At 61.8% G+C, this 12833-nt stretch carries 13 protein-coding genes; 1 reads left to right on the top strand and 12 read right to left on the bottom strand.

Annotation, left to right across the window (positions count from 1 at the left end; genetic code table 11):
- Window positions 1–57: 57 nt before the first annotated feature.
- A complete protein-coding gene (locus ACD590_RS18740) occupies window positions 58–1605 on the bottom strand; it encodes an outer membrane beta-barrel protein (RefSeq protein ID WP_247265488.1) in 1548 nt (515 codons plus the stop codon).
- Between the two features lie 143 nt (window positions 1606–1748).
- Between ACD590_RS18740 and ACD590_RS18735 the strand changes: the two genes are divergently transcribed.
- Entirely contained in the window at window positions 1749–2744 is a 996-nt protein-coding gene (locus ACD590_RS18735) for a KpsF/GutQ family sugar-phosphate isomerase (RefSeq protein WP_112905115.1), read from the top strand.
- Window positions 2745–2758: 14 nt separating this feature from the next.
- On the opposite strand, the gene ACD590_RS18730 is transcribed toward ACD590_RS18735, so the two are convergent.
- The 11 genes from ACD590_RS18730 to ACD590_RS18680 form a co-directional block, all read right to left on the bottom strand.
- On the bottom strand, window positions 2759–3214 hold the full coding sequence (locus ACD590_RS18730; RefSeq protein WP_168331815.1) for an NfeD family protein: 456 nt from the start codon (window positions 3212–3214) through the stop codon (window positions 2759–2761).
- A gap of 3 nt (window positions 3215–3217) precedes the next feature.
- Window positions 3218–4258 carry an SPFH domain-containing protein gene (locus tag ACD590_RS18725; protein WP_003542866.1) on the bottom strand — a complete coding sequence of 347 codons (1041 nt, stop codon included), beginning with the start codon at window positions 4256–4258 and terminating at the stop codon, window positions 3218–3220.
- 285 nt (window positions 4259–4543) lie between these two features.
- Window positions 4544–5578: a ferrochelatase gene (gene hemH / locus ACD590_RS18720; protein ID WP_018243529.1), complete on the bottom strand. Its 1035-nt coding sequence runs from the start codon at window positions 5576–5578 to the stop codon at window positions 4544–4546.
- A 125-nt stretch (window positions 5579–5703) separates the two neighbouring features.
- Window positions 5704–7662 carry a bifunctional metallophosphatase/5'-nucleotidase gene (locus ACD590_RS18715; RefSeq protein ID WP_182565042.1) on the bottom strand — a complete coding sequence of 653 codons (1959 nt, stop codon included), beginning with the start codon at window positions 7660–7662 and terminating at the stop codon, window positions 5704–5706.
- Between the two features lie 175 nt (window positions 7663–7837).
- On the bottom strand, window positions 7838–8158 hold the full coding sequence (locus ACD590_RS18710; RefSeq protein WP_439003151.1) for a hypothetical protein: 321 nt from the start codon (window positions 8156–8158) through the stop codon (window positions 7838–7840).
- A 27-nt stretch (window positions 8159–8185) separates the two neighbouring features.
- Window positions 8186–8554: an outer membrane lipoprotein Omp10 gene (gene omp10, locus ACD590_RS18705; protein ID WP_018243526.1), complete on the bottom strand. Its 369-nt coding sequence runs from the start codon at window positions 8552–8554 to the stop codon at window positions 8186–8188.
- A 171-nt stretch (window positions 8555–8725) separates the two neighbouring features.
- A complete protein-coding gene (locus ACD590_RS18700; protein WP_439003150.1) occupies window positions 8726–10177 on the bottom strand; it encodes a homospermidine synthase in 1452 nt (483 codons plus the stop codon).
- Between the two features lie 195 nt (window positions 10178–10372).
- Entirely contained in the window at window positions 10373–10738 is a 366-nt protein-coding gene (locus ACD590_RS18695) for a nuclear transport factor 2 family protein (RefSeq protein WP_026188523.1), read from the bottom strand.
- A gap of 17 nt (window positions 10739–10755) precedes the next feature.
- A complete protein-coding gene (locus tag ACD590_RS18690) occupies window positions 10756–11040 on the bottom strand; it encodes a YciI family protein (protein WP_028734969.1) in 285 nt (94 codons plus the stop codon).
- A gap of 2 nt (window positions 11041–11042) precedes the next feature.
- Complete coding sequence (locus tag ACD590_RS18685) at window positions 11043–11672, bottom strand: aminotransferase class IV family protein (protein WP_028734968.1); 630 nt, start codon at window positions 11670–11672, stop codon at window positions 11043–11045.
- Complete coding sequence (locus ACD590_RS18680) at window positions 11669–12829, bottom strand: aminodeoxychorismate synthase component I (RefSeq protein WP_130759007.1); 1161 nt, start codon at window positions 12827–12829, stop codon at window positions 11669–11671. The genes ACD590_RS18685 and ACD590_RS18680 overlap by 4 nt, the downstream gene beginning before the upstream one ends.
- Window positions 12830–12833 lie beyond the last annotated feature (4 nt).

Raw genomic sequence — 12833 nt, 5'->3', positions numbered from 1 at the left:
GTAATAGAGCGCCGCGTGTCCTAACAGATACGCGGCGCTCTATTTTGGTCGTCATTCTTAGCGTTTCAGCTTGAGACCGACGCCGGCTCGCCATTGCTGCGAATCGCTGCCTTCCTTGCGCGTTGTCAGCTCGTAGCCGAGTGTGCTGGTGAGATCGAGATAGCGGTTGATGTTCCAGGTAAGGCCGGTCGCAGCGGTATAGACGAGCTCGTCGTTGATGGTGCTATCCGTCGGATAATCGCGCCATATTACGCCACCGATCATCGTGCCGACCAGATTGTCGCGCAACTGGTGGGTGACCGTCGTCGTCAGCGCGTGCGAAACGTAGCCGCTTTCGCCCGCCGTGGTCGAGGGCTGGATGCTCGTCTGCAGGTCGAGATTGACATCGGTGCCGCGGATCGGCGACCAGAGCAGGCTTGCATCGAGTGTGGCCGTATCGATCGAGGATAGCCGGCTGTCTTCGAAATCCGCCATCTCGTAGCCGACACCGACTTCGCCCTTCAGCTTTTCACCGAGATCGACCTCGACGCCGGCCTTGGCGCCGTAGCTATGGCCCGAACGCTCGTAACCGGCGGAGTCTTGCGTTTCGTCATAGACCGTGCGGCCGATGTTGGCCTCAATGAAGGGGATGAGCGCGGGTGACAGTTCGTAGCCGACACGGCCACGCAACGTGCCCGTCGTCTGATTGCGGTCGCTGAGGGAGACGGTCGTGCCGTTCGAGAGTTTAGCGTCCGAATAGATCGAGCGTGTCAGCGCAAGTGCAGTCGTGCCGCGCAGGATGCCAAAATCGCGCTGGACGGAGGCGCCGGCCGAAAATTCCTGGACGTCCGACTGCTGAGCGGCGTTGGCGATGGCGTCGGGATCGTCCGTATCCTCGCGGTAGAAATTGTAGCCAGCGGTCAGATGCGCGGTCGTATCGTCGGGAAGATCCAGCCTGAGGTCGCTGTTGATCTTGAAGGAAGGCTGTTCCTCACCCTCGCCGCTGACATTCTTCTGCCAGGCGCCTTCCGAGGTCACGGTCAACTGATGCCGGCCCCAGTCCGAGGTCAGGGTCGCTGCCGCATCCGTTTCGAGAAAGGCGCGCCGCTGCGTCGTATTGCCGTCCTTGGTAGTCTCGGTGTTGATGCTCTGGGTGACGCTCGGGCGGAGCACAAACGTGCCGATCGGGATTCCCGGCGTTTCCTCTGTCGAGGCGCCTTCGGCAGCCCTGCGGCGCGGCAGTGCCTCATCGACCGGCGCTTCACGGGTGTTCAGCCGGCGGATGTCCTCGTCGAGGATGGAGCCGGTAATGTCGTCGCCGGCTTGGGCATCCGGTATGGCGGGCCGCTGCTGGGCATCGTCCGCGTTCGCAGTCGCGCCGTTTGCCGCAGGAGTGGCGGTATCGTCGGTCTCGTCATCGAAACCGGCGGCGGATGCCGCATTGTTGGTGGCGCCGTTGTCCTGGGAGGCGGCGGAGCGGCTGTTTGCCGTGCCTGCCGGCTGTGAGGCGGACTGTGCGAAGGCAGCCGTCTGGCTGAGAAGCAGGCCAGTGAGCACGGCAAAAGAGACGGCACAGCTCATGGCGCGGAGCGGCGTCACACTGCTCGTCTGTTTTGGCTGGCCCATGCAATTCGCGCCTGACATGCTTTCGGTTCTTACCCAAAGGTAAAGCCTTGTGGTTAATCATTCGTTGCCGCCTAGGGGTGCTGTTCACAATTCGGAAAGACTGCGGGGTGGACTTGGAAAGTGAAAAGGTCTAACGCAACTTCATGATCAGAAGAGCGATAAACCTCGTTGAAAACAGCGTGCTCGAGTCGGCAAAACGCACGGTAGAGACCGAAAGACGCGGTCTTGAAGCGCTCGAACAGGCCTTTGACGATGGCTTGGCTGGTCCTTTCACACGGGCCGTCGAGGTCATCGGCGACATCTCCGGACGCGTGATCGTCACCGGCGTCGGCAAGAGCGGGCATATCGGCGCCAAGCTGGCGGCGACATTCGCCTCAACGGGAACGCCCGCCTTTTTCGTGCATGCGGCGGAGGCCAATCACGGCGATCTCGGCATGATTGCGCGCGACGACGTCGTGTTGGCGATTTCCAAAGGTGGCGAGAGCGCCGAGCTCAAGAGTATCATTTCCTTCACGCGGCGCTTCTCCATTCCGCTGATCGCGATCACCTGCAGCGAAGGGTCCTCGCTGGCGACCGCCGCCGATATCGTCCTCCTGATGCCGAACGAGCAGGAGGCCTGCCCGAATGGGCTGGCGCCGACGACTTCGACGCTGATGCAGCTTGCAATCGGCGACGCGCTGGCGGTGGCGCTGTTGGAGGCGCGCGGCTTTACCGCTACGGATTTCCACGTCTTCCATCCCGGCGGCAAGCTGGGTGCGAGCCTGATGCATGTCGCCGATGTCATGCATACCGGCGAGCGGCTGCCGCTCGTTGCCAAGGGCACACCGATGCCGGAGGCGATCACGGTGCTGTCGCGCAAGCATTTCGGCTGCGTCGGGGTGCTTGATGAAGATGGGCGGCTCTGCGGCATCGTCACCGAAGGCGACATGGCGCGCAATCTCACACGCAATCTTTCAGAGCTTGCCGTCGACGATATCATGACGCGGACGCCGAAGACGGTGAAGCCGACGGTGCTGGCGACCGCGGCCCTGGCGCTGCTCAACCAGCATCATATCGGCGCGCTGATCGTCATCGACGACGACAGCCGGCCGGTCGGGCTGGTGCATTTCCACGACCTGCTGCGGATCGGCGTCGCCTGATCAGGCTCGTTTGTTCAGACGGGCTCGACTCTGAGGTCGCGGCCATTGCTCGAGACCACCTTCACCTGCGTTCCGACGGGCAGGTCGGGTCCCATCACCTGCCATAGTGTATCGTCGAGGCGGATTCGGCCGCGGCCCTCGCGGATCGGTTCGTGCAGGGTGGCGGTGCGGCCGACGAGGCTTGCGCCGCGCTGATTGAGGAAGGGCTCGTCGGTCGTGGCATTGCGCAGCGTCAGCCGGCGGCCGGCGAAGGTCGTGGCAACGGCGAGAAGCGCAAAAAGAATCGCCTGCAACTCCCAGACCCAGAAGGCGCTGTCCCAGACGAGTAGCGATAGCGCGCCGACGATCAAGGCGGCAAGGCCGATCCAGACCAGGAAGAAGCCGGGAACAATCATCTCGGCGGCAAGCAGCACGAGCCCTGCGACCCACCAACTCCATGGACCGAGTTCGGTGACGATCTTCGCCAGCATGGCTTATCGCTCCTGCTCGGGATTGAAAGGATTGGGGGTCGACGGATTGATCGGCGGCGTCGAGCGTGCCGGTGCGGGGCGCGGGCGCGGCGGCACGGGTAGTGGCGTCGACGGGCTGCTGCCGGCATCGCCGAAGACTTCGCGGGCAATGGCGCCAATGCCGCCGAGCGAGCTTAAGATGGAAGACGCTTCCATCGGCATCATCACGATCTTGGAATTGGGCGCCGAACCGATCGAGGTGAGCGCTTCGGTGTATTTCTGCGCGACGAAATAGTTGATCGCCTGGATGTCGCCGGCGGCGATCGCCTCGGAGACCATCTTCGTTGCCTTGGCTTCGGCCTCGGCCAACCGTTCGCGCGCTTCGGCGTTGCGGAAGGCGGCCTCGCGCTGGCCTTCGGCCTGGAGAATGGCGGATTGTTTGGCACCTTCGGCCCTGAGGATCTGCGCGTTGCGCGAGCCTTCGGCCTCCAGCACCTGCGCCCGCTTCTCGCGCTCGGCCTTCATCTGGCGGGCCATCGCATCAACGAGGTCGCGCGGCGGCTGGATGTCCTTGATCTCGACGCGGGTGACCTTGATGCCCCAGGGATGCACGGCCTCGTCGACGACACGCAACAGCCTGTCGTTGATCGCATCGCGGTTGGAGAGCAGTTCGTCGAGATCCATCGAACCCATGACCGAGCGGATGTTGGTCATGGTGAGATTGAGGATGGCGTTTTCGAGGTTGGAGACCTGATAGGCGGCCTGGGCGGCGTTCAGCACCTGATAGAAGGAGACGGCATCGGCCGAAACCGAGGCATTATCCTTGGTGATCACCTCCTGGGTCGGCACGTTCAGCACCTGTTCCATCACGTTCAACTTAGCGCCGACGCGCTCGATGAAGGGGGTGATGAGGTTGAGGCCTGGCTCCAGCGTGCGGGTATAACGCCCGAAGCGCTCGATCGTATAGCGGTAGCCCTGCGGCACGGTCTTGATCCCAGCAAAGAGCACCAGAATAACGAAGATGACCAGCACGATCACGACGATGTCGAAGCCGCCGAACAGCATGAAAATTCCTCCTATCGGCGCATCCGCGCCTGCCCAACTCATGTGGTGAGTTAGCACGTTATTTGCGAGGAAGAAATGAGGGCGCAACCGCCCGGGCTCCAAGTGAAAAGGAGGTTTCGTTTCGGCTAAGTCATTGGGCGGTTGCTAAAGCGCGTCGCGACCCTTCAGATTCGCTCTCGCGTTTTAAGTCTTTGTTTCTACGCATGTCGTTATCGCAAAACCGCTGCACAGTTTTGCGCGACATGCTTTAGCTCCTCGTCCGACGCCGCTTTCTGAGTGGGGCTCTCAGACCCAGCCCTGCAATTCGCGACGGACGACCTTTTCCAGCACCTTCATGCCGTCCTCGCCGTCGTTGAGGCAGGGAATATGCGCGAACTTATCGCCGCCGTTCTCATGGAAGGAATGGGCCGCCTGCTCGGCGATTTCCTCCAGCGTCTCCAGACAGTCGGAGACGAAGCCGGGATTGATGACGGCGATGCGCTTGACGCCGTCCTTGGCGAGCTTCTCCACCGTCTTGTCGGTATAGGGCTGCAGCCATTCCTCCGGCCCGAAGCGGGATTGGAAGGTGACCATGAAGTTTTCCTTGGTCAGCCCGAGCCGCTCGCGCAGCAGCCGGCCGGTCTTCTGGCATTGACAGTAGTAGGGGTCGCCCTGTTTGAAATAGGACATGGGAATGCCGTGGAAGGAGGCGAGCAGCATCTCCGGCTTCCAGTCGAGGGTCGAAAGATGCCTCTCGACCGACGTGGCGAGCGCCTCGATATAGGTCTCGTCGTCATGATAGGCGGGAACGGTGCGTAGCGCCGGCTGCCAGCGCATCGAGAGCAGCTTCTGGAAGGCCTTGTCGTTGACGGTGGCGGTCGTCGCCGCCGCATATTGCGGATAGAGCGGGAAGAGCACGATACGGTCGCAACCCTCTTCTTTCAGCGCGTCGATGCGCGAGGCAATCGATGGCGTGCCGTAGCGCATCGCCCAGTCGACCTTGACGTTATCAAGATCCTTCAGGCGCGCGGCCATCAGCTCCGACTGATTGCGGGTGTAGGTGCGCAGATAACTTTCGTTCTTCTCCTTATTCCAGATCAGCTCATAGGCCTTGCCGACCTTCTGCGGGCGGGTGTTGAGGACGATGCCGAACAGGATCGGATACCACTTCCAGGGCGACCATTCGATGACGCGGCGATCGGTGAGGAATTCCCTGAGATAGCGGCGCATCGAGGTATAGTCGGTGCCATCAGGCGTCCCGAGATTGACCAACAGGACACCGACCTTGCCTGACTTGACGGCCGGATGGTCCGCCGGGCGGAGTGAAATATCTGCTGTCATTCTGGCCCCAAAGCTCTTTCTGTCTCTTCGGCTCATACGCAGCCTGGAGATCGTGGTTCACCCTATAGAAACAAAAACCGGCCCGGGAAACCCCGGACCGGCCAGTGACATCGGGACAAATCGTCTTACTTGGCGGGGACCTCGATCTCCTTGCCGACCGTCAGGTGACGCGGGTTCGGCTTGCCGTTGGCATCCGAAAGCTTCCGCCACAACGTGCCGTCGCCATAGAAGGTCACGGCGAGATCCCAGAAGGTGTCGCCCGCGGCGATGACGTGGGTAGAAGGCGTCGTTGCGGCAGGTGCGGAGGCTGCCGGCGCAGGGGCCGGTGCTGCTGGTGCCGGGGCAGCAGGTACAGCGGGTGCGGGAGCCGGCTCTGTGGATGGAGCAGGAGCGGCCGGTGCAGGGGTGGGTTCGGTGGAGGGGGCCGGAGCAGCCGGTGCGGCAGGCGCAGGCTCGGAAGCGGAAGGAGCGGGCGCTGCCTGCGCCAATTCCGTGACGCGGCCATCCGTGTATGGCTTGTAAGGCGAATGCGCGGCGACGTATTCGGCGGTCACATCTGCAAGATCCGGGCCGAAATCATAAGCGTTCTGGCCTTCCTTAAAGATCGAATAACCGTCGCCGCCGGCCCGCATGAAGTTGTTGGTCGCGACCTTGTAGGTCTTGGCCGGATCGATCGGAGCGAAATTGTCGCCGTCCTTCACCTGCACATCGCTGACACGGCTGCCGACGGGCTTCGACTGGTCGAAGGAGAATTTCAGGCCGGCGACCTGGGGGAAACGGCCGGCGCCCTGGTCGATCTGGCTGACGCCGTTTTCGAGCGCCTTGACGACATTTGCGCCCGTCAGCTCAAACGTGGCGAGCGTGTTCTGGAACGGCAGGACGGTGATGACCTCGCCCTGGGTGACCTCGCCGCCATCGATTGAAGCACGCAGGCCGCCGCCGTTCTGAACGGCGATGGTGACGCCCTGATTCTTGGTGCGATCGAGCATGGCGTCGGCCACCAGATTGCCCATCGAGCATTCCTTGACGCGGCAGACCTTGCGGTCGCCTTCGATCGGGCTTTCGGAAGATCCGATCACCTTCTTGCGCAATTCCTCGATCGGCTTTGCCAGTTCGGCAATGCGGGTGATGACGGCCGGATCGGGCGTAAAGGTGGAATCGATCAGGATCGGATCGCCCTTGGCATCCTTGACGACGCCGCTATCGTCGAAATTGACGACGAGGTCGCCGAGATACTTGCTGTAGGAGGCGGCCTGGACGACCGGCACTTTATAGCCGCCGGGATTGTCGACCATCGTCGGATAGGGGCCTTCGGCCTTGGGGTCGGTGTTGGAGAGCAGGCTGTGGGAATGGCCGCCGACGACGACATCGACATCCGGGATCTTGGCGATCAGGGCGAGATCGCGGGGATAACCGACATGGGTCAGCGCGATGATCTTGTTGACGCCCTGGCCCTTCAGATCCTGAACGGCTGAAGTAATGGCCTGGACGTCATCGGCGATCGTCACGTTCGGGCCGGGGGAGGAAAGCTCTGCCGTATCATTGGTGACGGCGCCGACGATGCCGATCTTCTGGCCGCCAACATCGAGCACCAGCGAGGGCTTGATACGGTCGCCGAGCTTGGAGGCGGCTGTCGCCTTGACATTCGCCGTCACGACGGGGAACTGCACCTTGTCGAGGAAGGTCGCAAGCCCGTCCTCGCTGTCGTCGAATTCATGATTGCCGACGGTCATGGCGTCGAACTTCATCAGGTTCAGGAATTCGGCTTCGGCCGCTCCCTTGTAGGTCGTGTAGAAGAGCGAGCCCTGGAAATTGTCGCCGGCATTGAGGAGGAGGACATTCTTGCCCGATAGCGCCTGACGACGCTGGTCGATCGCGGTCTTCAGGCGGGCGGCGCCGCCGAAGCATTCCTTCTTGCCTTCCTCCTCTGCCGAGCAGGTGGAGTCGAACTTGTTGATCGATTCGATGCGTGAATGGAAATCGTTGATATGAAGAATATTGAGTTCGTAATCCGCAAAGGCGGCGCCCGCGCTCAGCGCCAGCATGGACGCGGTCAAAAGACCGAAGCTGAAAGACTTCGTCATCCCTGTTCTCCTGATTGAGGCGAAGGATCCCCCGTGATCCTCGCCGATCCCTTTCATCGTGCGCCGGGGCGGTTTCCCGGCGTGCGGATGTTCCATCAGACGATGCACAACCGCAAGAGAAAGCTGGGCCAGGCTGGGCGCTTTCCAAGGGGGCAGGGCAAAAAAGCCGGGTTGCTTATCCCCGGCATTCGCCGTCGGCGGCGTTTCGATAGAGTTCGTGCACGGCCTCTAAAATATTCGGAACTGCAGCGAGTGCTATGACCAAGCAGAGAAGGGAAACAAGGCGATCAAAGCGCCGGCCGGCCCGATAGGCAAGGAGCGCACCTGCGCCGTAGATCAGGACGGCAGGCACGGCGAAGATCAACACCTGCAGCGGCCCGTCGCAATCGGGAGCGGCGATGCCCTGGGCACGATAGACGTTGGCCGGCAAGACGACCGCAAGTGCCGCAAGCGGCATTGCGAGCAGCAGGATGAGATAAGAGGCGAAGGCCCGCATGATCTGCTTAGCCTATCGCCTCATTTTTCAGCCGCGGCGGGAAAGCGTGAACTGCGCGCCGGAATCGGAGGTGCAATTGAGCTGGCTCGGGTTGACGAGGGCGCAATTGACCTTGGACTGGGTCTTGCGCACCAACGAGGTCATGTTGATCTCCACCAGGGTCGGTGAGGTATTGATATAGGTACCCGAGGCAAGAAGCTGGTTGCTGTCGGTCGTGCGGGTGGTGAAAGTACCGCCCTGGAAGGTGGAAACGATGCCGTTCGGATCGCTCCAGTTGCCTTCGACGCCGGTGGCGGCGGGCGCGGTTGCAACCGGCAGACGGCGCGGCTCTGATGAAACGCAGGCGGCAAGAGCGGCTGCTGCACCGACAAGAACGAGACCAGTTCTGATTTTCATAAGGCTTCTCCCGGCGAATCGGCGCGGCGGACACCCGCCAAGTTCGGGCAAAACATGGCGCGCGCCCGGCATGAAGGCAAGCCTTGGAAGGGCAGCGGGCGGCATTTAGACAGCCGGCGTTACAAAAATGCCCGCCTTGCGGCGGGCATTGTCAAAGCCGTACAGGCGATCTCAGCGAACGAGAATGTTCCTGAACTGCCACGGATCCTTGGTGTCGATATCCTCGGGGAAGAGGCCCGGACGGCCGTCGAGCGGGGTCCAGTCGGTGTAGTGGCCCTCGACCGGGCCGAGATACGGCATCTGCACTTCGAGGCAGCGCTTGTAATCGATCTCGTCGGCTTCGACGATGCCGGCATTCGGGTTTTCCAGCGCCCAGACCATGCCGGCGAGGACGGCTGATGTCACCTGCAGGCCGGTGGCGTTCTGGTAGGGCGCGATGCGGCGGGTTTCTTCCAGCGACAGGCGCGAGCCATACCAGTAGGCATTCTTCTCATGGCCGTAGAGCAGGACGCCGAGTTCGTCGATGCCGTCCTCCAGCTCGTCCTCATCGAGAACGTGGTGGACCGGCTGCGGCGTGCCGCCATTGCCGAACATCTCATGCAGCGAGAGCACGGCGTCGTTGGCCGGATGGTAGGCATAGTGGCAGGTCGGGCGGAAGGTCACTTCGCCGTCCTTGTCGCGGACCGTGAAAAAGTCGGCGATCGAGATCGACTCATTGTGGGTGACGAGGAAGCCGTATTGCGGGCCGGGCGTCGGGCACCAGGTCCGCACGCGGGTGTTGGCGCCCGGCTGTTCCAGGTAGATCGCCGCCTTGTTGCCTTTCTTGTGCTTCTTGGCGTTCTTCGGCATCCATTCTTCATGCGTGCCCCAGCCGAGTTCGGCCGGCTGCAGGCCTTCAGAAATGAAGCCTTCGACCGACCAGGTGTTCCAGAAGACGTTGAGCGGCTTCGGATGCTTGGTACGCTGGGTATCGCGCTCGGCGATGTGGACGCCCTTGACGCCGAGCTTCTTCATTAGCTTTGCCCAGCCTTCGCGATCGTGCTGGTCCGGTTCCTCGAATTTGAGGCCGGTATCGTTGGCAAGGTTGACGAGCGCCTGCTTGACGAACCAGGAGACCATGCCCGGATTGGCGCCGCAGGTGGAGACGGCGGTGGCGCCGCCCGGGTTCTTCGCCTTTTCCTTGCGCATGGTTTCGCGCAGCGCATAGTTGGTGCGGTCGGCATTGCTCATGCCCTTGTCGAAATAGAAGCCGAGCCAGGGTTCGACGACGGTGTCGATATAGGGAACGTCGAGTTTGCGGCAGAGCTTGATGATGTCGAGCGAGGAGGTGTCGACCGAGAGGTTGACGCAGAAACCCTGGCCTTCGCCTTCCGTCAGCAGCGGAATCAGCAGTTCCTTATAGTTGTCCTTGGTGACATATTCCTTGATATGGCGAACGCCGTGCTTCTTCAGGATCTCCATGTCGGAAGGCTCTTCGCGCGGGTCAATGACGACCATCCGGCTCTTGTCGAATTTGAAATGGCGCTCGATCAGGGGCAATGTGCCGCGGCCGATGGAGCCAAAGCCGATCATCACGATCGGACCGGTAATTTCGGCATATACCGGATAATTCTGTTCCGTCATTCTTTTCTCCTGTGGAAGGGGACGAAGGCGTTCAGCCCGAGAATTGTTTTGAAATTGCCGCAGAGAGTGCGAGGTGACCGGCTCTAACCATAAAACGACGTCACAATAAAGAGCATTGAGGGGGAAAGGCCAAATATCGAGCGGCGGTAGAGGCCGGCGAAGCCGTCCTGGGATCGGCAGCCAGCATGGCTTGGCTTAACCGATGACGGTGCCCTGGTGGAAGAGCATGCGCCAGTGCCCATCCTCTTCCAGCCGCCAGATGGAACTGCGCAGCGTTTGCCTTTCGCTTTCGTCGACGTCCGTGTAAATGGCGCGATAGGTGACGAGCGCGATATGCTCGGCAAGTCTTTGAGTTTCGAAATGCTCGCCGCGTGACGTTCCCGTCCGATGCTCGGCCAAAAGAGCGGGCACGATCATATCGAAGGTATAGAGCCGTCCGGAACTGCCGATTTCCCGGAAATCGCGAGAGAGCAGCGCAGTCAGCATCTCCCGCGAAGCGCGAACCGATGGGTCGAAGAGTTTTTCCTCGAGTTCTTTCAGATGGGCGGCGAGATCATCCACGATCGGCTCCTGCAAATTCAGCGCTTCAGGATTTCCAGTCCTTCGACCGCCGTCGTCACGGCTAGCTCGGTGATTTCGTATTCGGCGACGCCGTGGATGGTGAAGGGATCGGTGGCGACATAGGCCTCGACCGCGGCGCGATCGCCGATTGCGAGGATGACACCGCCGGTGCGCGGCACCTTGCGGCCGGAGGCGAGAAACCAGCCCTTGGCATAACCCTCCTTCACCCAGGCCATGTGCGGCTCCATGTGCCTGTCGGCTTCATCGTTGGATTTTACATAGGTGAGCGCGAGAATGAACATGGTCAGCTCCTGACGAGGTTTGCGCGGATCAGGCCGCGCAGCGAGTTGCCGATATAAAGCGTGCCGGCATCGAGATCGGCAAGCGCGAGGCGGCCGACGCGGGCCTGGCGCCGACAGATGAGCTCGGTGCGCAGCACACCGGCGAGCAGGCCGCAGGAGATGGGCGGGGTGCGCAGGATGCCGGTTCCGTCGTCCAGGAAGATCGAGGTGATGGTACCCTCGCAGACTTCGCCGCGCTCGTTCAAAAGGATGACTTCATCGGCCTCATCAGGCCTATATTCGGCCCGCGCGGCCTCGTAGACGGCGCGGCGCGTGGTCTTGACGCGCAGCAGCCTGTCGGCGGAATTCAGACGGGTTTCGGCGAGGCGGGTGATCCAGGTCGTATCGGGCGCCAGCGGGAGGAAGGCGGCGCTCGTCACCTCGATGCGGCCTTGCGCATCGAAGGTCAGGCGGATGCGCAGCGGACCGGCAGCACCCGCAACGGCTTCGTCGAGCTTGGCCGCCGCCTCGATCGGCTGCGGGAAGCCAAGGCGACGGGCGGAGCGGGAAAGCCGGGCGAGATGCAGCCGCAGCCGAATGAAGCCCTCGCCTGGCTGCCAGCGCAGCGTCTCGATCAGCGAAAAATCGATCATCGCGCAATCCATTGGTCGCCGACGGCGAAGCGGGCCTTGAGCAGGCATTCCTCATATTCGGCCTCGGCGGTGGAATCGAAGACGATGCCGCCGCCGACATTGAAGACGGCCCTGCCGCCCTCAAAAATCGTGATGGTGCGGATGGCGACGGAAAAACGCATGGCGCCGGTGGGCGAGATCATGCCGATCGCGCCGCAATAGGCGTCGCGTGGGACATCCTCGAGCGCATGGAGAATTTCCATTGCCCGCATCTTCGGCGCGCCGGTGATCGAACCGCAGGGGAAGAGCGCGGAGAAGATGTCATGGATCGAAAGATCGGGGCGGAGCCTTGCCTGCACATGGCTCACCATCTGGTGGACGGTCGGATAGGTCTCGATGTCGAAGAGCTTCGGGACGTCAAGCGTGCCGACCTCGGTGATGCGGGAGATATCGTTGCGCAGGAGATCGACGATCATGCGGTTTTCCGCTTGCGTCTTGATATCGCGGCGCATGGCCTCGATGATTTCGGCATCCTCGGCGGCGGTCGCGCCGCGTTTCGCCGTGCCCTTCATCGGATGGGTCTCGATCCAGCCCTCTTCATCGGTGCGGAAAAAAAGCTCGGGCGACCGCGAAAGGATGACCGGACCGCCGAGATCGACCAGCGCGCCGTATTTGACCGGCTGGCGTTCGATCAGCGACCAGAAGGCGGCACGGGGATCACCGTTCCAGCGGGCCTCGACCGGCATGGTCAGGTTCGCCTGATAGGCGTCGCCGAGCCGCAGGTGCTTATGGAGGCGGTCGAAGCGCTCCTTATATACAGGGAAATCCCAGGCGGCTTTCGGAGCGGTGAGGAATTCCTCGTTTTCGGGGCGCTGTTTTGGTTGGGCAAGCGGATGTGTATCCGGCTGTGGAGCGTCGAACACACCGAAACAGAGCAGCGGGGTTTCGCGATGTTCACCGGTGAAGGGAGCGAGTTTCTCTTCGAAGAGGTATCCGGCCTCATAGGCCATGTAGCCGGCAAGCCATTTGCCTGCGGTCTTGGCCTGCTCCATCCTGATAAGGCCTGCAAAGAACTCGGCGCGCGTCCTGGCAAGGATGATCTCTGCCGGCTCGGCAAAAAGCATCACCTGTCCGGTCGCGTCGTCGCGGAACAGAATATAGGGTTGGGTTTCGGCCATCGGC

Source organism: Rhizobium sp. 862_C5_N1_2 (genome assembly GCF_051811205.1).
GTDB lineage: Bacteria > Pseudomonadota > Alphaproteobacteria > Rhizobiales > Rhizobiaceae > Rhizobium > Rhizobium leguminosarum.
This window is presented reverse-complemented; position numbering and strand designations above follow the sequence as displayed.